This window comes from Microbacterium sp. SW12 (genome assembly GCF_055391095.1).
The window spans coordinates 2,635,609-2,661,704 of sequence record NZ_AP024335.1 but is presented as its reverse complement, the minus strand read 5'-3'; the positions used below and the strand labels follow the sequence as shown (position 1 = coordinate 2,661,704).

General features: G+C 68.4%; 24 protein-coding genes. 18 read left to right on the top strand and 6 right to left on the bottom strand.

The window, feature by feature from the left end; translation table 11 throughout:
• The first annotated feature begins 16 nt into the window (after positions 1 to 16).
• Both MICSW_RS13445 and MICSW_RS13440 read left to right on the top strand, forming a co-directional pair.
• Entirely contained in the window at positions 17 to 1,981 is a 1,965-nt protein-coding gene (locus MICSW_RS13445) for an ABC1 kinase family protein (RefSeq protein ID WP_292727472.1), read from the top strand.
• A gap of 26 nt (positions 1,982 to 2,007) precedes the next feature.
• Complete coding sequence (locus MICSW_RS13440) at positions 2,008 to 2,478, top strand: NUDIX hydrolase (RefSeq protein ID WP_464498404.1); 471 nt, start codon at positions 2,008 to 2,010, stop codon at positions 2,476 to 2,478.
• Here the strand turns inward: MICSW_RS13440 and MICSW_RS13435 are convergent.
• On the bottom strand, positions 2,471 to 3,292 hold the full coding sequence (locus MICSW_RS13435) for a hypothetical protein (RefSeq protein WP_464496274.1): 822 nt from the start codon (positions 3,290 to 3,292) through the stop codon (positions 2,471 to 2,473). The two genes, MICSW_RS13440 and MICSW_RS13435, sit on opposite strands and share 8 nt — an antisense overlap.
• 84 nt (positions 3,293 to 3,376) lie before the next feature.
• Entirely contained in the window at positions 3,377 to 4,180 is an 804-nt protein-coding gene (locus tag MICSW_RS13430; protein ID WP_292734651.1) for a hypothetical protein, read from the bottom strand.
• Positions 4,181 to 4,309: 129 nt separating this feature from the next.
• Here MICSW_RS13430 and MICSW_RS13425 point away from each other — a divergent pair, with 129 nt between their 5' ends.
• The 13 genes from MICSW_RS13425 to MICSW_RS13365 all read left to right on the top strand — a co-directional run bounded on the left by MICSW_RS13425 (position 4,310) and on the right by MICSW_RS13365 (position 17,606).
• Positions 4,310 to 4,681 carry a VOC family protein gene (locus MICSW_RS13425; protein WP_228178364.1) on the top strand — a complete coding sequence of 124 codons (372 nt, stop codon included), beginning with the start codon at positions 4,310 to 4,312 and terminating at the stop codon, positions 4,679 to 4,681.
• A gap of 98 nt (positions 4,682 to 4,779) precedes the next feature.
• Positions 4,780 to 5,430 carry a GntR family transcriptional regulator gene (locus MICSW_RS13420; protein ID WP_228178365.1) on the top strand — a complete coding sequence of 217 codons (651 nt, stop codon included), beginning with the start codon at positions 4,780 to 4,782 and terminating at the stop codon, positions 5,428 to 5,430.
• Positions 5,427 to 6,953, top strand: coding sequence for an MmgE/PrpD family protein (locus MICSW_RS13415; RefSeq protein WP_292726184.1), 1,527 nt, complete (start codon positions 5,427 to 5,429; stop codon positions 6,951 to 6,953). Before MICSW_RS13420 ends, MICSW_RS13415 begins: the two co-directional genes overlap by 4 nt.
• Positions 6,953 to 7,867, top strand: coding sequence for a methylisocitrate lyase (prpB, locus tag MICSW_RS13410; RefSeq protein ID WP_292800902.1), 915 nt, complete (start codon positions 6,953 to 6,955; stop codon positions 7,865 to 7,867). Before MICSW_RS13415 ends, prpB begins: the two co-directional genes overlap by 1 nt.
• Before the next feature lie 2 nt (positions 7,868 to 7,869).
• A complete protein-coding gene (locus tag MICSW_RS13405) occupies positions 7,870 to 9,060 on the top strand; it encodes a bifunctional 2-methylcitrate synthase/citrate synthase (RefSeq protein WP_347425192.1) in 1,191 nt (396 codons plus the stop codon).
• Positions 9,057 to 10,232: a thiolase family protein gene (locus MICSW_RS13400; protein ID WP_464496273.1), complete on the top strand. Its 1,176-nt coding sequence runs from the start codon at positions 9,057 to 9,059 to the stop codon at positions 10,230 to 10,232. The genes MICSW_RS13405 and MICSW_RS13400 overlap by 4 nt, the downstream gene beginning before the upstream one ends.
• A 92-nt stretch (positions 10,233 to 10,324) precedes the next feature.
• On the top strand, positions 10,325 to 11,113 hold the full coding sequence (locus MICSW_RS13395) for an enoyl-CoA hydratase-related protein (RefSeq protein ID WP_292726178.1): 789 nt from the start codon (positions 10,325 to 10,327) through the stop codon (positions 11,111 to 11,113).
• A 69-nt stretch (positions 11,114 to 11,182) separates the two neighbouring features.
• Complete coding sequence (locus MICSW_RS13390; RefSeq protein ID WP_292726176.1) at positions 11,183 to 11,959, top strand: electron transfer flavoprotein subunit beta/FixA family protein; 777 nt, start codon at positions 11,183 to 11,185, stop codon at positions 11,957 to 11,959.
• A gap of 10 nt (positions 11,960 to 11,969) precedes the next feature.
• A complete protein-coding gene (locus MICSW_RS13385) occupies positions 11,970 to 12,950 on the top strand; it encodes an electron transfer flavoprotein subunit alpha/FixB family protein (RefSeq protein ID WP_464496272.1) in 981 nt (326 codons plus the stop codon).
• Positions 12,951 to 12,954: 4 nt separating this feature from the next.
• Positions 12,955 to 14,691 (top strand): cytochrome b/b6 domain-containing protein, encoded by a 1,737-nt coding sequence (locus MICSW_RS13380; protein WP_464496271.1) that lies wholly within the window; start codon positions 12,955 to 12,957, stop codon positions 14,689 to 14,691.
• A gap of 127 nt (positions 14,692 to 14,818) precedes the next feature.
• Positions 14,819 to 16,084: a sensor histidine kinase gene (locus MICSW_RS13375; protein ID WP_228178374.1), complete on the top strand. Its 1,266-nt coding sequence runs from the start codon at positions 14,819 to 14,821 to the stop codon at positions 16,082 to 16,084.
• Positions 16,072 to 16,749, top strand: a complete 678-nt coding sequence (locus tag MICSW_RS13370) for a response regulator transcription factor (protein WP_292800892.1) — start codon at positions 16,072 to 16,074, stop codon at positions 16,747 to 16,749. The genes MICSW_RS13375 and MICSW_RS13370 overlap by 13 nt, the downstream gene beginning before the upstream one ends.
• Positions 16,746 to 17,606: a head GIN domain-containing protein gene (locus tag MICSW_RS13365; protein ID WP_464496270.1), complete on the top strand. Its 861-nt coding sequence runs from the start codon at positions 16,746 to 16,748 to the stop codon at positions 17,604 to 17,606. The genes MICSW_RS13370 and MICSW_RS13365 overlap by 4 nt, the downstream gene beginning before the upstream one ends.
• 32 nt (positions 17,607 to 17,638) lie before the next feature.
• Here MICSW_RS13365 and cofE read toward each other — a convergent pair whose 3' ends face one another.
• Positions 17,639 to 18,427, bottom strand: coding sequence for a coenzyme F420-0:L-glutamate ligase (cofE, locus tag MICSW_RS13360; protein WP_464498400.1), 789 nt, complete (start codon positions 18,425 to 18,427; stop codon positions 17,639 to 17,641).
• Positions 18,428 to 18,485: 58 nt separating this feature from the next.
• On the bottom strand, positions 18,486 to 18,992 hold the full coding sequence (locus tag MICSW_RS13355) for an N-acetyltransferase family protein (protein WP_464496268.1): 507 nt from the start codon (positions 18,990 to 18,992) through the stop codon (positions 18,486 to 18,488).
• 131 nt (positions 18,993 to 19,123) lie between these two features.
• Between MICSW_RS13355 and MICSW_RS13350 the strand changes: the two genes are divergently transcribed.
• Both MICSW_RS13350 and MICSW_RS13345 read left to right on the top strand, forming a co-directional pair.
• The gene (locus MICSW_RS13350; protein WP_464496265.1) at positions 19,124 to 19,684 is read left to right on the top strand and encodes an acyl-CoA thioesterase; all 561 of its coding nucleotides are present in this window, start codon (positions 19,124 to 19,126) and stop codon (positions 19,682 to 19,684) included.
• Between the two features lie 120 nt (positions 19,685 to 19,804).
• Positions 19,805 to 23,530: a proline dehydrogenase family protein gene (locus MICSW_RS13345; protein WP_464496262.1), complete on the top strand. Its 3,726-nt coding sequence runs from the start codon at positions 19,805 to 19,807 to the stop codon at positions 23,528 to 23,530.
• Between the two features lie 62 nt (positions 23,531 to 23,592).
• On the opposite strand, the gene MICSW_RS13340 is transcribed toward MICSW_RS13345, so the two are convergent.
• Positions 23,593 to 24,333: a YidC/Oxa1 family membrane protein insertase gene (locus MICSW_RS13340; protein WP_464496258.1), complete on the bottom strand. Its 741-nt coding sequence runs from the start codon at positions 24,331 to 24,333 to the stop codon at positions 23,593 to 23,595.
• A gap of 124 nt (positions 24,334 to 24,457) precedes the next feature.
• The gene (locus MICSW_RS13335) at positions 24,458 to 24,730 is read right to left on the bottom strand and encodes a DUF6412 domain-containing protein (protein WP_464496255.1); all 273 of its coding nucleotides are present in this window, start codon (positions 24,728 to 24,730) and stop codon (positions 24,458 to 24,460) included.
• Between the two features lie 70 nt (positions 24,731 to 24,800).
• Here MICSW_RS13335 and MICSW_RS13330 point away from each other — a divergent pair, with 70 nt between their 5' ends.
• Positions 24,801 to 26,048 (top strand): FAD-binding protein, encoded by a 1,248-nt coding sequence (locus MICSW_RS13330; protein ID WP_464496253.1) that lies wholly within the window; start codon positions 24,801 to 24,803, stop codon positions 26,046 to 26,048.
• The last annotated feature ends 48 nt before the right edge of the window (positions 26,049 to 26,096 follow it).

Here is a 26,096-nt window from a genome sequence, read left to right as displayed (position 1 = left end):
CTGACACAATCGGGACATGCCGATCTGGCTTGCTGTCCTTCTGCTCACTGCCGCCTTCGCTGCGCTGTCCGCATGGGTCAGCAGGCGACTCCTCGACGCCCAGATCGGATGGGTTCGCGCTCTCGTGACCTCCGCCGTGGTGTTCCTTGGCTCACTTCCGCTGACAGCGTGGGTGTTCGAGCAGGCCGACGTCATCGACGGTGATCGCGTCGTCGTCGAAAGCCCGATCGTGGTGGCCTTCGTCGCCCTCGTACTCGGCTGGATCTTCGCCGTCGTCGTCGTCATCCTCGTCACCCTGGAGTTCCTCTGGCCCAGTCGCCCGCTCGGAAATCCGGTGACGATCGTCCGGGAGGCGTTCCGTCGGCGCGATCGCGCCCGCCGATACGCGCAGATCGTTGCCATCGCCTCCCGGCACGGCCTGGGAATGTACCGCGGCCGATCGGATGCCGCGCGGGATGCCTTGCCCCAGGCGCTGGTGGCGGCCCTGGCCGAGGCCGGCGTCACCTTCGTCAAACTCGGCCAGGTGCTCTCGACGCGCGAGGACGTGCTGCCGCGAGACCTCATCGAAGCGCTCTCGACGCTGCAAATGGACTCGACCCCGATTCCCTGGCCGGAGGCCGAAGCGGCGATCCGTGCCGAACTCAGGCGGCCGATCACCGAGGTGTTCGCAGAGATCGAGTCGGAGCCGATGGCTGCGGCATCCGTCGCCCAGGTGCACGCCGCGACGCTGGTGTCGGGCGAGCGCGTCGTCGTGAAGATCCAGCGGCCCTCCGCACGCGCCCAAGTCACCACCGATCTCGACATCCTCGAGCGCCTCGCGCGTGATGCCGAACGTCGCACTGCGTGGGCAGCCGACTATGGTGCCGTCGCCCTTGTCGCCGAGTTCTCGCGCGCACTCACCGAGGAGCTCGACTATCGCATCGAGGTGGCCAACGCCGAGATGCTGCGGGGCGCCATCGCGAAGACGCACGCGATGCCGTTGCGGGTTCCCCGGGTCTTTCCGGATCTGTGCACCCAGCGAATGATCGTGCAAGAGCGCATCGAGGGGGTGCCCTTCGGCAAGCTCCCCGAGGGAGTGGTGGAGCCGGGCGCAGCCCGCGCGCTCGCCGACGGGGTCCTGGATGCCGTGTTCGAGCAGATCGCCGTGCGCGGGGTCTTCCACGCCGACCTGCATCCGGGAAACCTGATCCTCTGCGATGACGGAGAGGTAGCCCTGATCGATTTCGGCGCCGTGGGCATACTGGAGGCCAGTATGCGGCGCCTTCTCGTGCCGCTGCTGACAGCGATCGCCGCCGACGATGATCAGGCCGCCACCGATATCGTGCTGCTGCTGTGCGAACCCGACCCGGCGGGCGCCGATCAGGCAGCGCTGCAGCGTGATGTCGGAGCGATCATCACGCGGGTTCGCAACGCCCCCGCGGGCGAGGATGTCTTCCGGCTTCTGCTCGACACCCTCCGCCACCACCGACTGGCGATGCCCCCGTCTCTGCTGCTGGTATTCCGGACTCTCGGCTCGCTCGAGGGGAGCCTCCGCCGTGTCTATCCGGGCTACGACATGGTCGGTCAGGCGCTTACGCGGGCACCGCACTTCGCCCGCAGCATGCTGTCGCTGCGTGCCGCAGCGCTGTCGGCGCAGACGCAGCTCGTGCTCGCTCTGGAGCAGGTGCGCCGCGTGCCGCGGCGCCTGGAGAACATTTCGCGCTCCCTCGAACAGGGCACCTTCTCGGTGCGCCTTCGCTCGTTCGAGGGTGCGGGTGAGCGGCGATGGATCGAGGGAATGCTCGGCCAGGTGACGAGCACGCTCGTCGGTGTGACTCTGCTGGCCACGGGCATCGCCCTGGCGATTTCCTCGGGCGGACCGCAACTGACCGAGGACGTTCCCCTGTTCCCGTTCCTTGGCAGTGTCGTCGGCCTGGGCGGTCTGCTGCTGCTCGTGCGGAGCCTTCGCGCGGCGCTGCGGCGCCGAGACGGCGCCGGCTGATGCCGGTAACGAGCGCCGGCTTGCTGGTGTATCGCCTCGCTGTCTCCGCGTCGGGTGGCTCGAGCGCCCTCGAGGTACTCATCGCCCACAAGGGTGGACCGTTCTGGCAGCGCAAGGATGCCGGAGCCTGGACGATCCCCAAGGGCGAATATGACCCGGCGGAGGAGTCCCCACTTCAGGCCGCGCGGCGCGAGTTCCGTGAGGAGCTCGGGATCGATCCGCCGGATGGCCCTGTGGTCGAGCTCGGGTCTTTCGCGGCATCACGCAAGACGATCAGCGTCTTCGCCATTGAGGACACCGGGCTCGATATCTCGCGCCCGGTCTTCGGGGAGTTCGAGCTTGAGTGGCCGCCCCGCTCGGGGCGGATGGCCAGCTTCCCCGAGGTCGACCGCGTCGCCTGGATGCCGCAGGCCGTCGCTGCCGAGAAACTCACCGTGTCGCAGCGGCCCGCGCTCGCCGCGCTTGCTGAGACGCTCGGCAGCCGCAGCGCTAGTTGACGGGGTTCTGCGGGGCGGGGTCGACGAAGACGCCCACACGATCGCCCTGCAGCACGAACTGGAGCGCGGATCCTTCCCCGAAGCGTTCGAGAGCCTCTGCCGGCGCGTCGGACCCGAGCGGAACGGCGACAATCGGGGGAAAATCGCCTCCGCCACAGCCGTAGTATGTGGGGCCCCCGATGCTGCCAGCGTCAACATCCACGAGCTCCGTCTGGATCACGATCAGGCATTTCTGGACCGTGTCATAGGTGAGGTTGGAGACGCGCGCCAAGGTGAACCCGGCGAATTCGAATCCGGGTTCTTGCTCCGACGGATCCCCGAATGGCGGAACGGTGACCGACGGATCCGGAACGAGCGCCGCAATCTGCCGTGCTCCCGAGCCTTCGGCGATCACCGGAATCGATGCGAGGCCCCACGTGACGGTCGCCGCAAGCGTCGCTGCCGTTAGCACAGAGACGAGCCAGAGGGCGCGCGCAGGCGGGGGCACGCGGGTGAGTGGCGACCAGGTCGCTCGGCTCGCTGATTCCAGCGCCGGTTCGCCGCTGCTGGGTGCTGGCGCGCCCGCGGAATCTGGGGCGTCGGCGCTGGCCGAGGCGGACACGCCCGTCGACGGGGTGGCCTCTTCGGTGCCGGATGCCGCTGGCGGTGTATCTGTGAGCGCATCGCTGTGCTCCGGCGAGCGCTGCGCACTCCGCAGCTGCTCCTCGAGCTCGCGCAACCGCTCGTACGCTGCCGGGTCGCGGAGGATGTCGGCGTCGGGGCCGTATGCTCGCGCCCGAAGCGCGTGCAGTTCAGCGGCAGCATCCTCGTTCATCGCTTCATGCTCGCATGGCCCGCGCCCACCAACCTCCGCCTGGATCCTTGGGGTTGCACACGGTTGTCGCGTTCGTCTCGGAAGCTAGGCCGCGGTCGCGCCGCCGTCCCAGAAGACGCCGATCCGGTCACCCTGCAGAACGAACTGCAGCGCGCCGCCCTCGGGGAACTGCGCGCGCAAGCGCTCCGGCGCTGTGTCATCCAAGGGAACTTCGATCGTCGCGGGGAAGGCCCCGGCCCGGCATCCGTAGTAGAACGGCCCGTTCACGCCTTGACCATCGGCAGTCAGGTCGTCTTCGTCCAGCCCAATAAGACACTCGCTCTCCCCGTTCGGGCTCATGGCCGACGATTGCGCCATCAGAAGCCCGTAGTACTCGTAGGCGATGGCCTGCTCCGACGTCGTGCCGAAGAATCCCTCGGGTATCGCAACGTCGTCATCGATCTCGAGAGTGGCTACCTGACGGCTCGCGCTTGTCTGCGAGATCATGGGAAGAGACGCGAGTCCCCAGACGATGGATGCCGTCAACGCAATCGCCGCTGCGATCGACACGGCGACGATGGCGGTCGCGACAGGTGGCAGCCGCGAGGTCAGCATGCGCACCAGTGCCCACAGGCGGCGTGTCGCCGGGTCGTCTGCGGCTTCGGCGTCGAGGTCTGCGGCGGGCGCATCGGGCGATTGTGCCTCGGCGGCTGGGCCTGGCTCGCGGCCCGTTCCGGATGCGCTGGACGCCGTAGCCACCGGAGGCCGCTCTGCCTCGCGCTCCGCTCGAAGCTGTGCTTCAAGTTCCATCAGGCGCGAGCTGGCGGCGGGGTCCTCGAGCAGGTCGGCGTCGGGGCCGTATGCCCGGGCGCGGAGCCTCCGCAGTTCGGCAGCCGATGCGTCATCCATTGCCTCATCGTCGCACGGTGTGCATTGCAGGTTCGGCGTGACGAACGCCCTTGTCAGTGCCCCGCGCGACGATCAGACTTGCACCGTCGGGTGAGTCCCGGCTGCTCAGCGCTCATCGAGGAGAACGACATGGCACACGGTGACATCACGCACATCGACATTCCGGTCGCCGACATGGCGGCAGCGACAGCGTTCTACGAACGGCTCTTCGGGTGGCAGATCCGAGAGGCTCCCGGTTTCGAGGGCTACCCGATGTGGCAGGCGCCGAACCAGATCAGCGGTGGGGGCCTCGCCCCACGCAGTGAGGGCTTCACGCAGCCGCGGTCCTACGTCGAGGTGGATTCGATCGACGAGACTGTCGCGTCGGCGACGGATGCCGGTGGCGCCGTCTTGATGTCGAAGCAGCCGATCGATGACACGAGCTGGTGGGCGGTCATCAGCGACCCCGACGGGAATGTCATCGGCCTGTACGAGGGCTCGCCGGGAACGGACGGCTCCTAGCGAACCGTCGCTCTTTGTATACCTAGAGCTATCACAGGAACCAGTATTGATAGCTGGATAGCTTTTGTGTATACATGGAGGCGGGGAAGGGAGAGTCCATGCGAGCGAGCGATCGTGCGTACCGGACGCTCCTGACCGAGATCCAAGACGGCCTCCTACCCGCGGGTGCCGTGCTCGGCGAAGTCGAGCAGGCGGCCCGCCTCGGTGTGAGCCGTACGCCACTGCGTGAGGCGCTCGCGCGCCTGGCTGCAGACGGGCTCGTCGTGCAACAGTCGCCGAGGGTCACTGTCGTGTCGGACGTCGATGCTGATGACATCCGTGCCCTGTTCGAGTTCCGCCGGGCGCTCGAAGAAGCTGCGGCGCGCCTTGCCGCGACGCACGCCGACCCTGCCGCGTTCGCGGCGCTCGCCGCCGAGTTCGACCGCACGTCGCTTCGCGGCGAAGGGCGGGAGCACTACTACGACCTGATCGCTCGGTTCGATGCTGCCCTCGACGACGCCGTCGACAACGCCTACCTCAGCTCGGCGCTGCACACCATCCGCACTCACCTCGTGCGCGTCCGGCGCCTCGCCCGCGAGAATCCCGACCGTCTTTCCGCCTCCGTCGGCGAACACGCCCTGATTGCGCACGCGATCGCGGCGCAGGATGCCGACCTTGCCGCCCACGCAACTCACGTCCACCTCCACAACGCCCTCACCAGCATCCTCGCCTCCCTGTCGGAGGCCCGCACCGAATCCGGAGCAGCATGACCATCACGCATCACGTCCGCGTCCACCGCAGCGACGAGAACCTCGCCCGCGAGGGACAACTCGCCTGGCACATCGCGGAGGTTGCCGCCGACCCGGTAGCGGTCGAACCCGAGGTCGTCGACATGATCATCAACCGCGTGATCGACAACGCCGCGGTTGCGGCGGCATCCCTCACTCGCCGACCGGTGAGTGCTGCACGACAGCAGGCGCTCGACCACGCGGTGTCGGTCAGCGGTGCCGGATCGACGGTCTTCGGCTGCGCGAACGAGCGTCGCACGAGTCCGGAGTGGGCGGCGTGGGCAAACGGAGTCGCGGTGCGTGAGCTCGACTACCACGACACGTTCCTGGCTGCCGAGTACTCTCACCCGGGTGACAACATCCCGCCGATCCTGGCCGTCGCCCAGCACGTCGGGGCCGATGGTGCCGCGGTGGTGCGGGGTCTCGCGACGGGCTACGAGATCCAGATGGACCTCGTGCGCGCGATCTCGCTACACAAGCACAAGATCGACCACGTCGCACACCTCGGTCCGTCGGCAGCTGCCGGCATCGGCACCCTCCTGGGCCTGTCCGTCGAGACGATCTACCAGGCCGTCGGGCAGGCCCTGCACACGACCACCGCGACCCGCCAGTCCCGCAAGGGCGAGATCTCGACGTGGAAGGCCCACGCCCCTGCCTTCGCCGGCAAGATGGCAGTCGAAGCCGTGGACCGGGCGATGCGCGGTGAGACGAGCCCCAGCCCCATCTATGAGGGCGAGGACGGCGTGATCGCCTGGCTGCTCGATGGCAAGGATGCCGCCTACGAGGTGCCGCTTCCGGCGCCGGGCGAGTCCAAGCGGGCGATCCTCGACTCCTACACGAAGGAGCACTCGGCCGAGTACCAGGCGCAGGCGTGGATCGACTTGGCCCGCAAGCTCGGTACCGAGCGCCCCGAGCTGCGCGACCCCGCCAACATCGCGAGCATCGTGCTGCACACGAGCCACCACACGCACTACGTCATCGGCTCGGGGGCGAACGACCCGCAGAAGTACGACCCGCAGGCATCCCGCGAGACCCTCGATCACTCGATCCCGTACATTTTCGCGGTCGCGTTGCAGGACGGCGCGTGGCATCACGTCGACTCGTATCTTCCCGAACGTGCCGCACGGCCCGACACGGTGGAGCTCTGGCGCAAGATCACGACGGCCGAGGATGCCGAGTGGACGCGCCGCTACCACTCCGAGGACCCCGACGAGAAGGCCTTCGGGGGTCGCGTGGAGATCGTTATGGCCGACGGTTCCACCGTTGTCGACGAGATCGCTGTTGCCGACGCGCACCCGTTGGGCGCGCGGCCGTTCGCTCGCGAGGACTACGTTCGCAAGTTCCGGCTGCTTGCCGAGCCCGTGCTCGCTCCCGAAGAGATCGAACGGTTCCTCGACCTCGCCCAGCGCCTCCCTGAGCTCTCGGCAGACGAGGTCGGGCAGCTCAACATCGTCGCGAGAATCGGTGTTCTCGCCTCGGCGCCCGCGCCCAAGGGGCTCTTCTGATGCTCTACAGCCAGACATCCGCGGCCGAGAAGCGAAGGCTGTTTCGGGAGCGCCTTGCGTCGGGAGAGCTGTTGCGATTCCCGGGAGCCTTCAACCCGCTGTCGGCGCGCCTGATCGAGCGCAAGGGCTTCGAGGGGGTCTACATCTCCGGTGCCGTCCTTGCGGCCGACCTCGGGCTCCCCGACATCGGCCTGACGACCCTCACCGAGGTCGCGGGCCGCGGGCAGCAGATCGCCCGGATGACCGAGCTTCCGGCGATCATCGACGCCGACACCGGGTTCGGCGAGCCGATGAACGTGGCACGCACCATTCAGACCCTCGAAGACGCAGGCCTTGCGGGCACCCACATCGAGGATCAGATCAACCCCAAGCGGTGCGGTCACCTCGACGGGAAGGCCGTCGTCGATGCTGACACCGCGGTCAAACGCATCCGTGCCGCCGTCGACGCGCGTCGGGACGAGAACTTCCTCATCATGGCTCGCACCGACATCCGTGCCATCGAGGGACTGGATGCCGCGATCGACCGCGCGAAGGCGCTGGTGGATGCCGGTGCCGACGCGATCTTCCCCGAGGCGATGCGTGATCTCGGCGAGTTCGAGCGGATGCGTGCGGCGCTGGATGTGCCGGTGCTCGCGAACATGACCGAGTTCGGGAAGAGCGAGCTGTTCTCGACGGCGCAGTTGCGCTCGGCCGGGATCAACATTGTGATCTGGCCGGTCTCGCTGCTGCGGATCGCCATGGGCTCCGCGGGGCGTGCGCTCGATGAGTTGGAGACGAAGGGGCACCTGCGCGACAGGCTCGACGAGATGCAGCACCGCGCCGACCTCTACGACCTGATCGATTACGAGCAGTACAACCACTTCGACTCGAGCATCTTCAACTTCACTGTCTCTGCACCCATCACGAAGGAGTGAGCATGGCCGACACCGACATCAAGAAGGGGCTTGCCGGCGTCGTCGTCGACTACACGGCAGTCAGCAAGGTCAACCCCGACAGCAACAGCCTGCTCTACCGCGGATACCCGGTTCAGGAGCTCGCCGCCACACAGCCTGTCGAAGCCGTCGCGCACCTGCTGTGGACCGGCGAGCTGCCCTCAGACGAGCAGCTTGCCACTCTGCGCAAGACGGAGCGCGAGAACCGCGCACTGCAGCCCGACGTGAGGGCCGCGATCGATCTCATCCCGCTCGATGCTCATCCGATGGATGAGGTGCGCACAGCCGTCAGTGTCATCGGGGCGCGTGAGACCCGCGGCATCGTGAATGTCATGGACGCGGTGGGCACTCCGCAGCAGAACCTCGAGCGCAGCATCCGTCTCTTCGGCGAACTTCCGGCGATCGTCGCCTACGGGCAGCGGCGCCGCCACGGGCTCGAGCCGGTCGAAGCTCGCGACGATCTGGACTACGCCGCGAACTTCCTCTGGCTGACTTTCGGTGAAGAAGCGGACGAGGTCGTCGTCGAAGCGTTCAACCGCTCGATGATCCTGTACGCCGAGCACTCATTCAATGCGTCGACATTCACTGCCCGCGTCATCACCTCGACCCTCAGCGACCTTTACTCCGCAGTGGTAGGTGCGATCGGCGCGTTGAAGGGACCCCTGCACGGTGGCGCGAACGAGGCAGTGCTGCACATCTTCGACGAGATCGGCTCGGCCGAGAACGTGTCAGCGTGGCTCGACACGGCTCTCGCCGAGAAGCGCAAGATCATGGGCTTCGGGCATCGCGTGTACAAGCGCGGTGACTCGCGCGTTCCCACCATGAAGGCGGCGCTCGACACCCTTGTCGCCCACTACGACCGCCCGGATGTCGCAGCCCTCTACGACGCCCTCGAATCGGAGTTCGTGGCGCGTAAGGGCATCTACCCGAACCTCGACTACCCGTCGGGTCCGGCCTACAGCCTGATCGGCTTCGACACGCTGACCTTCACGCCGCTGTTCGTCGCTGCCCGCGTTGTGGGCTGGACCTCACACATCATGGAGCAGCAGGCCTCGAACGCGCTCATCCGGCCGCTGTCGGCGTACAACGGCCCCGATGAGCGCCACATCGAGGGCTACGTACCCGACACCTCCGCGATCAACGTGCAAGAGCGCCCGGAGGAGGCCGCCGAGTGACCACCGCCGTCATCGTCGACGTCGTCCGGACGCCCTCCGGTCGGGGCAAGCCCGGAGGCGCGCTCTCCGGTGTGCATCCCGTCGACCTCGCAGCCGGCACGCTGACCGCGATCCTCGAGCGCAACGGGCTCGAGTCGCGCCAGATCGATGACGTCCTGATGGGGTGCGTCAGTCAGGTCGGCGACCAGGCCGCCAACATCGCTCGTCAGGCTGTTCTTGCGGCGGGCTTCGACGAGTCGGTGCCGGCCGCGACGATCGACCGGCAGTGCGGCTCGAGCCAGCAGGCTGTGCACTTCGCGGCCCACGGGATCATTGCCGGTGCCTATGACGTCGTGATCGCGGCGGGCGTCGAGTCCATGAGCCGCGTTCCGCTGGGATCGGCTGGTGCCGGCGGTGCGGATGCCGACGGCATCCGTCGCCGCTACCCTGAGGGCCTCGTGAACCAGGGCGTCTCCGCGGAACTTATCGCGGCGCGGTGGGGCCTCGGACGAGATGAGCTCGACGCGTATGCTGCCCAGTCGCACCGACGGGCCGCCGAAGCCGCGGCGGCAGGCCGTTTCGCGGCTGACGTGCTGCCGGTCGTCACGCCGGGCGGGCTCGTGGACGCCGACGAGACGATTCGAGCCGGCACGTCCGCCGAACAGCTGGCGAGCCTTGCGCCGGCGTTCCGCACACCGGAACTCGCCGAGCGCTTTCCCGACGTCGACTGGCGGATCACCGCGGGAAACTCGTCGCCGCTGACGGATGCCGCCTCAGCAGCGCTCATTATGAGTGAGGAACGCGCGAATGCGCTGGGCCTGACGCCTCGCGCCCGCTTCCACGCCTTTGCCGCGGTCGGCGATGACCCGATCATGATGCTCACCGCACCGATCCCGGCAACCCGGAGGATCCTCGACCGGGCAGGGCTCACGATCGATGACCTCGACGCCTACGAGGTGAACGAGGCTTTCGCGTCAGTACCACTTGCGTGGCAGCGGGAACTCGGCGCCGATCCCGACAAACTCAACCCGTGGGGCGGCGCGATCGCGCTCGGGCATGCGGTCGGCGCATCCGGAACCCGCCTGCTCGGGACCCTCCTGGCTTCGCTCGAACACAGCGGCGGACGCTACGGACTGCAGACGATGTGCGAAGGCGGCGGGATGGCGAACGCCACCATCATCGAGCGGCTGTAGCCAACCGACAATCGGTTGGCGACACCGCCTGTGGATTCGGCAGGATCGATCCGGCCGGCACGCCCCAGCGACACCGAAGAAGGAGAGCGAACGTGACCGAGAACACCGGTGATTTCCAGACGATCTTGGTCGACACGCGCGGTCGCGTGGGCTGGATCCAGCTGAACAGGCCCGAGGCGCTCAATGCGCTGAACTCGACCCTCGCCACCGAGCTTGGCGCGGCAGTGGCAGCTCTCGATGCCGACGAGCAGATCGGATGCATCGTGCTGACCGGTTCGGAGCGCGCCTTTGCCGCGGGCGCCGACATTAAGGAGATGGCCGACAAGACGGTGCGCGACATGACAGTCGACAGCCCCTTTGTCGGCCTCGAGGCCCTTGGCCGGGCCCGCACACCGATCGTCGCCGCCGTTTCGGGCTTCGCACTCGGAGGCGGGTGCGAGCTCGCGATGAGTTGCGACATCATCCTCGCCGCCGACACCGCGAAGTTCGGGCAGCCGGAGATCACCCTGGGAGTCATTCCGGGCCTGGGCGGCACGCAGCGCCTGACCCGCGCGATCGGCTACTACAAGGCCGCCGAGCTTGTCCTGACGGGGCGCATGATGGATGCCGTCGAGGCCGAGCGCGCGGGCCTCGTATCCCGAGTGGTTGCGGCCGCAGATCTTGCCGACGAGGCGATGGCGGTCGCCGAGTCGATCGCCGCGAAGTCACTGCCCGTGGCCTACGCGGCCAAGGAAGCCCTGCGCGCCTCACAGGAGAGCGGACTTGCCGAGGGGCTGAGGTTCGAACGGCAGGCGTTTGCCGCACTGTTCGCCCTCGACGACCAGAAGGAAGGGATGGCCGCTTTCCGCGAGAAGCGCGCCCCCCGATTCACCGGCCGGTGACCGATTCACCCGCACGGATTCGCCCTGGGCTGGCGCGACCATAGACTCGATGCAAGAAGGAGGAGCGCGATGAGGATTCTCGTCCTGGTGAAAGAGGTCCCCGACACGTGGGGGGATCGAGTACTGAATCTCGAGACGGGACTGGCCGATCGAGGCGCAAGCGATGCCGTCATCGACGAGATCGGTGAGCGCTCGCTCGAGGTCGCGCTCTCGTACGCGGACGCCAACCCCGGCACCGAGGTCGTCGTCGTGATGATGGCGCCGGAGTCGGCAACCGGATCGGTGCGCAAGGCGCTCGCTATGGGGGCAGCATCCGCCGTGCACGTCGTCGATGACGCGCTGCTGGGTGCCGATCTGGGGCTCACCGCACAGACCCTGGCCGCCGCGATCTCACGGGCCGGGTTCGACCTCGTGATCACGGGAAACCAGTCCACCGACGGATCGGGTGGGGTCATGGCGGCGATGCTCGCCGAACTGCTGGATGTGCCGAGCATCACGAGCATGAACTCCGTGACCATCACCGAATCTGAGGTCTCGGGTGAGCGGTCGGTCGACGGTGGGTCGATGACGGCATCCGCTGCTCTTCCCGCCGTGATCTCGATCACCGAACGGCTGCCCGATGCGCGGTTCCCGAACTTCAAGGGGATCATGGCGGCCAAGAAGAAGCCGGTCGACACGGTCTCGCTCGCCGATCTCGGCGTCACCGCCGATGACCCGGATGCCGCTCGCTCGATCATGATCGCGGTGGCACAGAAGCCGCCGCGGGCGGCGGGCGTGAAGGTCGTCGACGAGGGCGATGCGGGCGTGAAGCTCGCCGAGTTCCTGATCTCGAACCGGTTGGTCTAAGGGGCAGATGATGGTGGATATTGCAGCTGACGCTGTTCTGGTCGTTCTCGATGTCACGCCCGGTGGCACGCTCGCCCCAAGCGCCGCGGGCCTGCTGGGTGCTGCGGCCGGCGTGGGAACCCCCGTCGCTCTGATCGTCGGCGAGCACGCCGAGACCCTCGCGCCCACGGCCGCTGAACTCGGCGCCGCGCTGGTGCTCACCGCCACGCCAGAGGGCCAGGGGGCGGCGCTGGGTGTGCCGGCGACCGATGCGGTGGCTGCCGCCGCGGCGCTCGTGAATCCTGACGCCGTGCTGCTGTCGCACTCGATCGAGTCGCGCGAGACCGCGGGCCGGTACGCTGCCCGGTCTCGTTCGGCGCTCTGCGTGGATGCTGTCGGCGTGACCCGCGACGACGAGGGAATCGTGGCGCACCACTCCGTGTATGGCGGCGCTTACAACGTCGAGGCAGCGGCTACCTTCGGTGCTCCCGTCATCACGGTGCGCCAGGGCTCGATCGATGCGCGAGCGGAGGCTCAGCCGCTTGTCGCCGAGAAGCTCGAGGTGGCGGCATCCGGGCGCAAGGCCGCGACCGTCGGGTCTGTCGAAGAGGTCGTGGTGACCTCGGCGCGGCCTGAGCTGCGCGGCGCCGCCAAGGTCGTCTCGGGCGGGCGTGGCCTCGGCTCGGAGGAGAAGTTCGCCCTCGTCGAGGAACTCGCCGATGTGCTCGGCGCCGCCGTCGGTGCATCGCGTGCTGCGGTCGACGCCGGCTACATCGCCCAGTCCGCGCAGGTCGGTCAGACCGGTGTCTCGGTTGCTCCGCAGCTGTATGTCGCGCTCGGCATCTCCGGAGCGATCCAGCACAAGGCCGGCATGCAGACGGCCAAGACGATCGTCGCGATCAACAAGGATGCCGACGCCCCGATCTTCGAGATCGCCGATTTCGGCGTCGTCGGAGACCTCTTCACCGTCGTGCCGCAGTTGATCGAGACGCTGCAGACGAAGAAGGCCTGACCCCATGGCGACCTACGCGCGCACCCTGCGGCGCGGGCTGCCCCGCATCCCGGGCGGCGACCCCTGGCCGCCCGCCGGAGAGACGCCCGGCGGGGCGGCCGCGGAGTCCGCGGAAGCACCCGCACCCTCCGCGGCCACGCCGGCTGCGGCATCCGTGCCTGCCGGCGGCTCACACGAGAGCGGCAGTTCTGCGCAGGAGCTGCGGACAGATGCGCCGCAGTCGCACGAAACTGCCGCACCCGCAGGGGTCGCCGCAGCGACGGATGCCGCCACAGTCGCGCCGGCTTCACGGGCTGTGCGCCGGGGTCTGCCCCGCGTCCCCGGCGGCGAGCCGTGGCCGCCGGCCGCGCCGTCCCCCGAGCGCGGCACTTCTGTGCAAGCGCTGCGGGAAGATGCACAGCAGTCGCACGAAACTGCAGCACACACGGGAGTGACCGCCACGGCGGTGACGGATGCGGCATCCGGCGCCCCTGAGTCTCGCTTGCCGCAACACGCCGCGTCGGCGACGGACGAAGCGCGGTTTGCGGCAAACGAAGGTGCCGCGCGCCCCGTACGTCGGGGCCTGCCTCGTGTTCCGGGTGGCGAGCCGTGGCCGACCGCCGAGATGGTCGCGGCGATTGCAGCATCCAGCGCCGAGGCTCGGTTGCCCGAAAACGCCGGCTCCGACGACGACGCACGGCGTGTTGCGGCAAGCGAAGCGCACCCGGATGCCGCCCCTGCCGAGACCTCAGTGGTCAGTGCTCCGGCACATGACGTCAGCGTGCCGCTCCCGTTCACGCCGACGGTCTGGGAGGGGGCATCAGCCCGCACGCGCCCCGCGCCGCGGCCAGAGCCCGCCCGCGTCGGCCCGTTCACACGCACGCAGTGGGCAGGCGCCGTCATCGTGGGCGGCCTCGGGCTGCTCTTCGCTGCGGGCATGGCGGTGCTTGCGGTGCGCTGGCTGCTCTCGCTTGATGGGATGCAGGACTTCCTTACGACCTACCCCGGCGAGTACCACCTGCCCGAGGGTGCGCCGGTGGGCTTCCCGGCGTGGCTCGGATGGCAGCACTTCTTCAACGTGTTCCTGATGGTGCTGATCATCCGGTCCGGCCTCACCATCCGCACCGAGAAGCGCCCGAGCGTGTTCTGGGCGCCGCGGAACAAGCCCAAGGGCAAGGTCAGCCTGACGATCTGGTTCCACCAAGCCCTCGACATCCTGTGGATCGTGAACGGCCTCATCTTCGTGGTGCTGCTGTTCGTGACCGGACAGTGGATGCGGATCGTTCCCACAAGCTGGGAAGTGTTCCCCAATGCCCTGTCGGCGGCGCTGCAGTACGTGTCGCTGGATTGGCCGACCGAGAACGGATGGGTCAACTACAACTCGCTGCAGCAGCTCGCATACTTCACGACGGTGTTCATCGCGGCTCCGCTGGCGATCATCACCGGCGTGCGGATGAGCGGGATCTGGCCGAAGAACGCGAAGGCGCTGAACCGGGCCTACCCGGTCGAGTGGGCACGCACGGTGCACTTCCCCGTGATGCTGTACTTCGTCGCGTTCATCATCGTCCACGTCATCCTGGTCTTTGCGACCGGGGCCCTGCGCAACCTCAACCACATGTACGCAGCCACTGACGCCGAGAACTGGGTCGGTTTCTGGCTGTTCGTCCTGTCGATGATCGTGATTGCGGCAGCGTGGGTTGCGGCGCGCCCGCTCGTACTGGCGCCGATCGCGCGCCTGTTCGGCACGGTGTCCAGCCGCTGACGGGGTCGGGTTCGGGCGGCATCCGTCAGGACCCGGCGAGCCCGGCCGGATGTCGGGGGTTATCCCCCCGTGATTCGACCGGCTGGCAGGGACGCGGAAAGCGGATGCCGGAACCTACCGTGGAGGCATGACGACAACGTATTCGCCACCTCGGCCCGTCGCGACGCCCGCGCGCGTGGCTGGCGCGATCGCCCAGCTCGCCGCGCTCGGTGTGATCGGCCCCGGGGTGTTCGCCATTCTCATGACGCTTCTGGGTCTCGGCCTCGGGCTTCTGCCCGTGATCGGGATCGGGCTCCTCTTCCTGCTGGCCTTCGTGTACGTGCTGTTCGCGCTGAGTTGGCTCGAGAACGCGCGCATCGACGGGCTCTACCGCTTCGGACTTCCTGCGCGTCGCCCCCGCCGCAGCCCCAAGCCGGGATTCGGTGGCTTCCTCCACACGATTTGGCTGCAGTTCATCGACCCGGGCATGTGGCGCGCTGTGGCAAACGGCGCGATCGCCACCATCCTCGGCTGGATCGTGCTGAGCCTCGTCGGCGTCACGGCATCCGGTGTCGCGCTCGCGTTCTCGCCCCTGTACGCCGGAACAGCGGATGCCGTTCGCCTCGGCAGCACGTGGATCGATGTGTCCACGGCGTGGGCGGTCCCGGTCGGCATCGTCGTGTCGCTGCTGGCGCTGGCGACCATCGTGGGTCTTGCCATCTTGCACGGTGTGCTGGCCCGCGCGATCATGATCCCCTCGCGGGAAGCGCTTCTGGCTGAGCAGGCCCGGCAGTCCCAGGCGCAGCGTGCCGGGGCTGTGCGCGCCGCCGACGTCGAGCGCACCCGGATCGAACGTGACCTCCACGATGGCGTGCAGCCGCGGCTCGTGTCGGTGGGGATGACCCTGGGGCTGGCGCAGCAGAAGATCGATTCCGATCCCGCAGCCGCGAAGGAACTCATCTCCGAGGCCCACACGTCGACGAAGGCGGCGATCACGGAACTGCGGCAGCTGGCGCGCGGCATCCACACCTCCGTGCTCGACGACCGCGGACTGGATGCTGCGCTATCCGCCCTGGCTGCCCGGTCGCCCGTGCCCGTTGTGCTCGACGTGAGGATCACCGAGCGCTGCGCACCGACAGCGGAGGCCGCCGCCTACTTCGTGATCGCGGAAGCGCTCACCAACGCGGCAAAGCACTCGCGTGCGACCGAAGCGCGGGTGCTGGTGCGCCAGCGCGAGGGAGGAGTGCTCTGGGCCCGCGTCGAAGACAACGGCATCGGCGGTGCCCAGGTCATTCCCGGCGGGGGACTGGACGGCATTTCGAACCGTGCTCTCGGCGCCGGCGGCACCTTCTCCGTTGACAGTCCCGTCGGCGGCCCGACGACCGTGGAAGTGAGCCTGCCATGCGCATCGTGATCTGCGAAGACTCCGTCCTGCTGCGGGAGGGTCTGGTCCGCCTGCTCGAGGATGCCGGGCACGAGGTGGTCGCCGCTCTCGGCGACACCGACGGCCTGACCGACGCGGTAGCTGACCTCGACCCTCAGCTGTGCATCCTGGACGTTCGCCTTCCCCCGACCCGCACCGATGAAGGCATCCGTGCTGCAGTCAGCCTTCGCGCGTCGCGCCCCGATCTTCCCGTCCTGGTGCTCTCGCAGTATGTGGAGGAACGGTACGCGAGCGAGCTCATCGCCGGACGCGGCGGCGCCCTCGGCTATCTGCTGAAAGACCGGGTAGCCGACGTGGCCGAGTTCCTCGAGTCCGTCGACGACATCGCGGCAGGAGGGACTGTCTTCGACCCCGAGGTCGTCGCCCAGTTGCTGGGCAGGCGAGCCCGGGATGAGCGGATGCAGCGGCTGACCGACCGCGAGGCCACGGTGCTCGCACTCATCGCCGAAGGCGAGTCCAACCAGGCCATCGGGCGCACCCTCCACATCAGCGAGGGCAGCGTCGAAAAACACATCACGGCGGTTTTCCAGAAGCTCGAACTCGAGCAGGACGACTCCGGCAACCGGCGGGTGCTCGCGGCCCTCGCCCACATCGCTCACGGCGGGATGCCGCCCCAGACGGGAGAATTGTCATGACCACGAACCTCACACCGCCACCCGCTCCGGCGCCGTCGGCACCCGAGCCGCAGCACCCGGATGCTGCTACCACTCGCGGATCCTCGACCGTGGTCGCCGTGCTGCTGATCGTCTTCGGCGCGCTCATCGTCCTCGTCACGATCGTGGGGGCGGTGTTCAGCACCATCCGCGCCGCGGCCGTATCAACCGAATCGCGGACGGTAGCCGTCGCGGGTGTCGACGCGCTCGCCGTCGAACTGAACGCCGGATCGCTGACGGTTGAGTACGCGGATGTCGATGAGGCACAGCTCGAGGTCACGGCGCCGTTCGGTGGCGACCGCTGGACCCTCGAGCGCGACGGTGACACCCTGACTGTTGCCTCGCCGCGCTGGGAGTGGGGCATGGGATGGGTCTTCGGGGGCAGCGGGCGGGCTGTGCTCGTGCTGCCCGAGAACCTCGAAGGTCTGGACGCCGAGCTGCAGATGGGTGCGGGGTCGTTCCACGCCGATGGTGACTTTGGCGTCGTCGGGCTTTCGGTCGGTGCGGGCGAGGTCGATCTCGCCGGCTCAGCCGACGAGATCACCGTCGATCTGTCGGCCGGACGTGCAACACTCGACCTTGCCGACATCGATACGGCGGACCTCACGGTCAGCGCCGGGTCGATGGATGCCGCCTTCACCGGAGCACCGCCGAGCGACATCCGTGCCGAGGTCAGCGCCGGCTCGCTGAACCTCGTCGTGCCCGACGGCCGCTATGACGTCACCTCCGATGTATCAGCGGGGAACTTCCGAAACGCTCTCGGCAGTGATCCCGGTGCCGACAGCACGATCTCGGTCAGCGTCTCGGCGGGGCAGGTGTCGCTGCGCTCGGCGCGCTGATCAGTCTCTAAACGCGGCGGCGGGTCGGTAGCTCAGGTAGCTGCCGGCCCGCCGCTCGCGTCTGTGTCGGTCTGGTCTGCGCGACCCCGGGCGTACCCGTCCGCGTAGGACTCGGCAGCGCCGGTGTGGAACATGTCGTGCTCGCGCGCCCGGATGATCGTCCGTGCGCCGGGAAGGTCGAGGGATCCGACAAGGTCGCCGCGGCCACGGACGACGGCGACCGGTGTCCGCCCCGTCTTGCCCTTCACAAGATCGGCCGCGGCTGCGAGCTCGTCGGCCACGCACGGCATTGTCACGACAAGCGGCCGCCCCTCGGCATCCGTGCCGCCGCGCAGGTCTTCGAACACGTGGATGCCGGCCGCGCCGATCGCGACATCAGTCTGACCCTCGCGCCACGCGCGCCCGAGGGTGTCGCTGATGATCACGCCGACCTCGGCTCCGGTTGCCTCGCGCAGCCCCGCAGCCAGGGCGCGAGCTGATGCATCCGGGTCGAGGGGAAGCAATAGCACCGTGCCCTCGGGAGTGTTCGAGGCATCCACGCCGGCGGCCGCCGCGATGATGCCGAGGCGGTTCTCGACGATGCGGGTGGCATGGCCGGATGCCGTCACCCGTGTCGCGACAACTCGCACCGTTTCGGCGGTGATGGTCTCTTCCCGGTCGGTTGCGGCAACGAAGCGCCCCTCGGCCTTGGAGACGATCTTCGAGGTCACCACGAGAATGTCGCCGTCCGTGAGCGAGTCGCCGGCTGCCGCTGCGATCAGGCGGGTGAGGTCATCGCCGGCGACGACCTCGGGGATACCGTCGAGCGCCCAGACCTGCAGTGCCGTCACGGCTGGCCCATTCGGGCCGACCCGTCACGCTCGACGGAGCGGGACGGTGTCACCGGACGAAGCGGACCTCGGTGAGCGTCTCGCCGAGGAAGGTCTCGTCGTGCGTGGCGCCGTCGAGGGCAAAGCCGTTGCGTGCATAGAACCGATGAGCGCGCGGGTTGTCGGCAGCCACCCACAGGTAGAGCCCCTCGCCCTCATCGACGGCGGCGTCGAACAGCTGCTGGCCGACGCCCGTGCCGTGGAAGGGGTCGAGGAGGTAGATGAAATACAGCTCGCGCTCGCGCGGAGCATCTTCGTCTCGCGCCGGGCCGGAGCCGACGAAGCCGATGATCTCGCCGTCGACGAGGGCCGCGCTCATGCGGTACTCCTCGCCCTGGGCTGCCCAATGGGTCCACAGCTCGGCCAGTCTCTTCGGTGAGACGTTCTCGAGTGCTGCCTTGCTGATGAGGTGGTCGTAGGTCTCGTGCCAGCACGTCGCGTGGACGCGACCGAGTTCCTGTGCGTCGACATCACGCACGGGTCTGACGATGACGTCCGTCTGCGTTTCGGCGTTCATGGCCAGACTCTACGCGGGCGATCACGGGGAGAGAAATCGGCGCAAAGCCGGGGCGGATGCGGCGGGTTCGTGCTGTGGGAATCCCACAACCGGGTGCCCCGTCGAGGCGTTCTCCCCTAGCATCGCCCCTCGTGAACGTGATGTGGCGAACGATGCTGGTGATCTGGCGGGCGCGGTGGCGGAAGCACCGCGAAGGGCTGGTCTCACCAACCGGCATTGGGCGGATTCGCCTCACGACCATGCCTACCGATATCGACATCCTGCGCCATATGAACAACGGGCGATACCTGTCGCTGTTCGATCTCGGCCGGTGGGATCTGCTGGTTCGCTCAGGCCTGCTCGACGCGATGCGCGAGCAGGGCTGGTACGCCGTGGTCTCGAGCGAGACCATCTCGTTTCGCAAGTCGCTTCAGCTCTGGCAGCGCTTCGACGTCGAGTCGCGCTTCATCGGCCACGACGATAAGGCGCTGTACCTGGAGCACCGAGCTGTGGTGAACGGTGAGATTTTTGCGCGAGCAATCATCCGCTCGCGGATGCTCAAGCGCGCCGGGGGCACGGTCACTCACGACGAGTTCTTCGCCGCCGTTGGGCGGCCTGACGACACCCCGGATGTGTCGGCCTGGATCCACGACTGGGCCGCGGCATCCGCCCTTCCGCCCACCAAGGCCGAGGCGCCCAGCATCTGGGCCTGATCGGGTCCGGTTCACCCGCCGCTGACTCCTCAAGTCCGCGGATGTGAGGAGTTAGCCACGTCCCGAGAAGACCGCCCCGCGCAATCTCTTCCGCGGGCCGGCCGGACGTAGGCTGATCGCATGCAGGAGACCCCCGACACGGCGCCATCCGCGCCGTCGGGCGACCTGGCGCCGCGCGCGATCGACCTCGCCGCACGCTGGGTCGCCGAAGCCGCCGAGTTCCCCGCGGATGCCTCGGCGCAGCGCCTCGCCGGAGTCCTCAAGGATCCGAACGGTCTGCCCTTCACGATTGGGTTTGTCGACGGCGTCATGCGCCCTGAGAGTCTGACGGCGGCGGCATCCACGCTGTCGCGGATCGCCCCGCTCGCGCCGGAGTTCCTGCCGTGGTACCTGCGCGGCGCCGTCAAGGTCGGTGGGGCAGTGGCGCCCGTGCTCCCTTCCCCCGTCGTGCCGATAGCCCGCCGCGCCCTGCGCGAGATGGTCTCGCACCTCGTCGTCGACGCACGGCCCGACAAGCTCGGCCCCGCAATAGCAGCGCTCCGCGAGGGCGGCGCCAAGCTGAACCTCAACCTGCTGGGCGAGGCAGTGCTCGGTGAGCGCGAGGCGCTGCGCCGACTCGAGGGCATCCACGACCTCATCCGTCGGCCCGACGTCGACTACGTCTCGGTGAAGGTCTCGGCGATCGCGAGTCACATCTCGATGTGGGCCTTCGATGAGATCGTGGATGCCGTCGTCGAGCGTCTTACGCCGCTGTACCTCACCGCGGCGGCGGGACTGCCCGAGAACGGCGGCCGCACCTTCATCAACCTCGACATGGAGGAGTACCGCGACCTCGACCTCACGATCGCGGTGTTCACTCGGATCCTCGAAGATGAGCGGCTCCGCGATCTCGAGGCGGGGATCGTGCTGCAGGCCTATCTGCCCGATGCCCTGCCGGCACTGCGAGAGCTGACCGCGTGGGCGCGCCAGCGGGTGGCTGATGGTGGTGCTCGCATCAAGATCCGGCTCGTCAAGGGCGCGAACCTCGCGATGGAGCGCGTCGATGCGATCATGCATGACTGGTCGCTGGCAACCTACGACCGCAAGGTCGACGCCGACGCGAACTATCTGTGCTGCCTCGACGAGGCGCTGCAGCCGAAGAACACGGATGCCGTGAGGCTCGGCGTCGCAGGGCACAACCTGTTCGACATCGCCTACGCGTGGCTGCTCGCGGGCGAGCGCGGAGTACGCGAGGACATCGAGATCGAGATGCTCCTCGGCATGGCGCAGGGCCAGGTCGCGGCGATCTCCCGCGAGGTCGGACACGTGCTCCTGTACGTGCCGGTCGTGCACCCGCAGGAGTTCGATGTCGCGATTAGCTATCTCGTGCGCCGGCTCGAAGAGAACGCGTCGAGTGAGAACTTCTTGTCGGCAGCGTTCGACCTCGCCGACGATCCTGCGCTGTTCGAGCGGGAGCGGGATCGTTTCGTCGCATCCCTCGAGCGCGCCGCCGATCCCGGGCTTCCGACCGGACCCAACCGCCGCCAGAACCGCGCGGACGAGCAAGCCGCAGACGGGGCCGCCGAACCGCGTATTCTTCGCGACTCCCCGCCGCCCCAGGTCGGGGGTTTGACCCAGGCCGTGCTCGGGATCGCCAGCTCCGCGGCATCTGACGATGGCATCGCCCGCTTCGGTGGCGTTGAGTACGTCGAGACGGCGATCTATTCCGCGACCGAGTCTGACGGAGTCGCAGCCGGCGCGCCGGGGTTCCGAAACGCGCGTGACACCGACCCGGCACTCCCGGCGAACCGCGAGTGGGCCAGGCAGGTTCTCGAGCGCATGGCGGTCTCGACGGCGGGGGATGACACGATCGAGGCATCCCGGGTCACGGATGCCGAGCGGCTCGAAGAGATCATTGCGGGTGTTCGCGACGCGGCGCCTCGGTGGGGCGCGATGCCGGCAGCAGACCGGTCGGCGGTGCTGCAGGCGGCGGCCCGGGCGCTGGAGGTCCGGCGCGGTGAGCTGATCGAGGTCGCCGGATCCGAGACGGGCAAGGTGTTCGCCGAGGCTGATGTCGAGGTGAGCGAGGCTGTCGACTTCGCCAACTACTACGCCGCGACGGCGAGGGAACTCGATCGGGTGAGCGGTGCGGTCTTCGTGCCCGCGCGGGTGACCGTCGTCACCCCGCCGTGGAACTTCCCGATCGCGATTCCCGCGGGCGGAGCGCTTGCTGCGCTCGCCGCGGGCTCCGGAGTGATCTTCAAGCCGGCGCCGCAGGCGAGGCGCTGTGCGGCAGTAGTAGCCGAGGCGCTGTGGTCGGCAGGCGTTCCGCGTGACGTCCTCGCCCTGGTCGACATCGACGAGGGCGGCCTCGGGCAGCAGCTGGTCTCGCACCCGGATGTCGATCGCGTCATCCTGACCGGCTCCTTCGAGACGGCATCTCTCTTCCGCTCCTGGCGCCCCGACCTGCCGCTGCTCGCTGAAACGAGCGGCAAGAACGCGATGGTGATCATGCCGTCTGCGGATCTGGACATCGCGGCATCCGATCTCATCAAGAGCGCCTTCGGACACGCGGGTCAGAAGTGCTCCGCGGCGTCGCTCGCGATCCTCGTCGGCCCCGTCGGGCGCTCGGAGCGCTTCGCGCGTCAGCTCGTGGATGCCGCGACGTCGCTGCGGGTAGGACCGCCGACCGATCCGCGCTCCGAGATGGGGCCGGTCATCGAACCGCCACGCGGAAAGCTGCAGTGGGCTCTGACCACCCTCGACGAGGGCGAGCAGTGGCTCGTCAGGCCCGAGCCGCTGGATGTCGGGCCTGAGTATGCCGGCCGGTTCTTCCGTCCCGGCATCCGTGTCGGGGTGCAGCCCGGGTCGCGCGTGCACCTGGAGGAGTTTTTCGGGCCCGTGCTCGGGATCATGCACGCGAACTCCCTCGGGCACGCGATCGAACTCCAGAACGCCGTCGCGTACGGACTCACGGCGGGTCTGTATACCCAGAACCCCGACGACCTCGCGATGTGGCTCGACCGCGTCGAGGCGGGCAACCTCTATGTGAACCGCGGGATCACGGGCGCGATCGTGCAGCGGCAGCCGTTCGGTGGCTGGAAGCGCTCGTCGGTCGGTCCCGGCACGAAGGCCGGCGGACCGAATTACCTCATCGGCCTCGGGAAGTGGCGGGGGACGGATGCCGGTGCCCCCTCGTCCACGCTGCACTTGCGTGGTCTCGATTCGCGCATCACGACGGTGATCGAGGCTGCCCAGGCATCACTCGATTACCCCGCGTTCGAGTGGCTTCGCCGCGCCGCGCTCTCGGACGCGGTCGCCTGGAACGAGGAGTTCGGGCGGGTGACGGATGTCTCGCGGCTGGGCGTGGAGCGCAACCTCTTCCGCTACCGGCCCGTCGAGGTCGCGATCCGGGCGACGGGGGATGCGACGTGGCAGGCGCTGCTGCGCGTCATCCTTGCCGGCATCCGCACCGGGTCGGCGACCACCGTCAGTGCTCCTGTCGGCCTGCCCGCGGCGGTGCGTCGAGCGCTCAGCGACCAGGACGTGAACATCTTCGTCGAGACCGAGGACGAGTGGCTCGACCGCGTCGCTCGTCCCGAGCAGGATGTCGCGGATGCCGTCGCCGGCGAGCCCAGGCCGACCCGCCCGCCCCGGGTGCGCTTGGTCGGCGGCGCCGTCGCCGTCGCGGCATTGCATTCCGCGCTCGCCGAGGCCGTCGGCGGAGACCCGGATGTCGCGATCTATGACAACGAGGTGACAACGGCGGGCCGCATCGAGCTGCTCCCGTTCCTGCACGAGCAGTCGATCACCATTACCGCCCACCGCTTCGGCAACCCCGACGCGTGGTCGGCGGACGTCATCTGAGGGGCGATGGTGGTCGCAACGGCGCAGATTCTGCGTAACGCGGCGCCGTTGCGAACGCGACATCACTCGAGCGGGTAGCGACGCCGCAGAACCCAGCGCTGGCCGAGCGTCCAAGTGACTGTCACGGCGAGATAGAGCGCGGCGGCCAGTGGCACGAACGCCGCGAACACGACGGACAGGTACGGCAAGAACCCGAGCGCACGCTGCACGCCGCCGGATGCCAAGGGCGAGGCATCCGGCTCTGCGGGAACCGCCGGGCGGAAAATGCGCCGCGTGACCTCGGCGACTGCTGCCATCAGCACCATGAGGGTGCCGAACACGACAGCCGTCTCGACCGAGAAGACGCCGGCGGACCCCACGAGGCTCGTACCGAGAGGTACCCCGAGGACGTGTTCGGTCAGCAGGTCGTTCGGGTGATCGGCGACGGTCGTGCGCAAAAACACGGCGTAGATCAGACCGACGATCGGAGCCTGGATCAGGGCGGGCAGGATGCCGGCAAGCGGTGAGGTGTTCTCATCGCGGTAGAGCTGCATCATCTCCCGCTGCATCCGTTCGGGGTTCTTTCGGAACCGCTTCTGTATCTCGCGCAGTCGGGGAGCGATTCGCATGCGCACCTGCTCGGAGCGGGCCTGGGCTATGCCGGCGGGAATGAGCGCGGCGCGGACGAAGAGGGTGATGATGACGATCGCGAGGGCTGCGGCGGCGGTGCCCGCGAGAGGGGTGAGTAGGTCAGACAGGCCCATCAGGGTTCGGTAGGTGGTGTCGAGAAGAAAGGCGAACGGAGGAAAGGCGAACAGGTCCACGGCGGACTCCCGGTAAGTCGATGACGGATGCGGGTGCGTCTGGCCGCAGGGTCATCGAACGTCCGGGTGCACGCCATAAGGGGGCGTGCGTAAACTCCGGAAAAGGCGAACGAACGGGTGCGGCCTAGGCCGCGAGCCCCGGGGCCCTCGGGCGGGCGTGGCCCTCGGCATCCGGGTCGCTCTGCTCCACGAGCGCGGAGGGATCGATCTCTCCGCCGGCTCGGGTAAGCCGTTGCCGGGCCGAGCTCGGGCGGGCGATCGCGTGGAGGGCGAGGACCGCGAGCGCGATGGTGGTGACGACGACAACCGCGAGCGTCACGGTGTTCGCATCGGCGAGCGTCAGCAGGCCGAGCGTTGAGAGGATGAGCGCGAGCAGCGCAGCGGTCGCGTTACGCATCTGTCGGCCTCCTCTCGCCAGTGACACGCTAACACCGCGCTGCGTGGCATGCGCGTGCTGGAATGGGGGCATGGCCGAAAAGAACTGGGCGGGGAATCTCACGTATCGGGCGGCGGCGGTGCGGGAGCCCGCGAGCCTCCGCGAGCTCTCCGACATCGTTGCCCGGACCCCGCGGGTTCGGCCGCTCGGTAGCCGCCACTCGTTCAGTCCGATTGCCGACACCGATGGCACGCTCGTGTCGCTCGCGAGGATGCCACGCGAGATCGAGATCGATACGGATGCCGGGACAGCCCGGGTATCGGCGGGGCTTCGGCACGGCGACCTGGTGCCGGCCCTCGATGCCGCCGGGTTCGCGCTTGCCAACCTCGCCTCGCTGCCGCATATCTCGGTCGCCGGCGCCGTGCAGACCGGGACGCACGGTTCGGGAGATCGGATCGGGTCGCTTGCCACCCAGGTGCTCGGCGTCGAGATGGTAACCGCCGACGGCGAGGCGCTGACCCTGCGGCGCGGTGATCCGCAGTTCGACGGAGCGGTCGTGGCACTCGGAGCGCTCGGTATCGTCACGCATCTGACACTCCAGCTCGAACCGGCATACGAGATCGCGCAGACCGTCTACGACGGCGCCCGGTGGGACGACGTTCTCGCCCGGTTCGATGCGGTCACGGGCGCGGGAGACAGCGTCAGCCTGTTCACGACGTGGCAGGATGCCGACACGATCGACCAGGTCTGGGTCAAGGCGCGTCCGGGGCGAGCTAATGCCGACGCCGTGCTCGCAGCGGGTGGACGCGAGGCGGACGGGCCGCGGCATCCTGTGCCCGGCGTGGGGCCCGAGCCCTGCACGGTGCAGGGCGGAGTGCCCGGTCCGTGGCACTCCCGGCTGCCGCACTTCCGGCTCGAGTTCACGCCATCGGCTGGCGCGGAACTGCAGAGCGAATACCTCATCGACCGGCGCGATGTTCTCGCCGCGATCGAGGCGCTGCGGGCACTCGCGCCGGCGATCGCCCCGCTGCTCTATGTCTGCGAAGTGCGCGAGATGGCGGCTGACGACCTGTGGCTGAGTCCCGCGTTCGGGCGGGAGACCGTCGGTCTTCACTTCACGTGGCGACCTGACGTAGCGGGGGTCGAAGGGCTCCTACCCCGAATCGAAGACGCTCTACCCGAGTCGGCGCGGCCACACTGGGGCAAGGTCTTCACGATGGATGCTGACCGCATCCGCAGTCGGTACCCGCGGTGGGACGAGTTCGCGGCGCTGCGTGCGCGGATGGACCCCCGCGGCAGGTTCACCAACGACTACCTCTCGCGCCTCGGCTTAGCCTGACACGTGAGCGCCAGCGATATGTAAAGAACACTTGACACGGATGCCTCG

Bases quoted from the DNA above. Each gene is read 5' to 3' on its own strand.
- MICSW_RS13445 (WP_292727472.1), top strand. From the start codon at position 17: ATGCCGATCTGGCTTGCTGTCCTTCTGCTCACTGCCGCCTTCGCTGCG.
- MICSW_RS13435 (WP_464496274.1), bottom strand. From the start codon at position 3,292: ATGAACGAGGATGCTGCCGCTGAACTGCACGCGCTTCGGGCGCGAGCA.
- MICSW_RS13430 (WP_292734651.1), bottom strand. From the start codon at position 4,180: ATGGATGACGCATCGGCTGCCGAACTGCGGAGGCTCCGCGCCCGGGCA.
- MICSW_RS13425 (WP_228178364.1), top strand. From the start codon at position 4,310: ATGGCACACGGTGACATCACGCACATCGACATTCCGGTCGCCGACATG.
- MICSW_RS13420 (WP_228178365.1), top strand. From the start codon at position 4,780: ATGCGAGCGAGCGATCGTGCGTACCGGACGCTCCTGACCGAGATCCAA.
- MICSW_RS13415 (WP_292726184.1), top strand. From the start codon at position 5,427: ATGACCATCACGCATCACGTCCGCGTCCACCGCAGCGACGAGAACCTC.
- prpB (WP_292800902.1), top strand. From the start codon at position 6,953: ATGCTCTACAGCCAGACATCCGCGGCCGAGAAGCGAAGGCTGTTTCGG.
- MICSW_RS13405 (WP_347425192.1), top strand. From the start codon at position 7,870: ATGGCCGACACCGACATCAAGAAGGGGCTTGCCGGCGTCGTCGTCGAC.
- MICSW_RS13390 (WP_292726176.1), top strand. From the start codon at position 11,183: ATGAGGATTCTCGTCCTGGTGAAAGAGGTCCCCGACACGTGGGGGGAT.
- MICSW_RS13385 (WP_464496272.1), top strand. From the start codon at position 11,970: ATGGTGGATATTGCAGCTGACGCTGTTCTGGTCGTTCTCGATGTCACG.
- MICSW_RS13380 (WP_464496271.1), top strand. From the start codon at position 12,955: ATGGCGACCTACGCGCGCACCCTGCGGCGCGGGCTGCCCCGCATCCCG.
- MICSW_RS13375 (WP_228178374.1), top strand. From the start codon at position 14,819: ATGACGACAACGTATTCGCCACCTCGGCCCGTCGCGACGCCCGCGCGC.
- MICSW_RS13370 (WP_292800892.1), top strand. From the start codon at position 16,072: ATGCGCATCGTGATCTGCGAAGACTCCGTCCTGCTGCGGGAGGGTCTG.
- MICSW_RS13365 (WP_464496270.1), top strand. From the start codon at position 16,746: ATGACCACGAACCTCACACCGCCACCCGCTCCGGCGCCGTCGGCACCC.
- MICSW_RS13355 (WP_464496268.1), bottom strand. From the start codon at position 18,992: ATGAACGCCGAAACGCAGACGGACGTCATCGTCAGACCCGTGCGTGAT.
- MICSW_RS13345 (WP_464496262.1), top strand. From the start codon at position 19,805: ATGCAGGAGACCCCCGACACGGCGCCATCCGCGCCGTCGGGCGACCTG.
- MICSW_RS13335 (WP_464496255.1), bottom strand. From the start codon at position 24,730: ATGCGTAACGCGACCGCTGCGCTGCTCGCGCTCATCCTCTCAACGCTC.
- MICSW_RS13330 (WP_464496253.1), top strand. From the start codon at position 24,801: ATGGCCGAAAAGAACTGGGCGGGGAATCTCACGTATCGGGCGGCGGCG.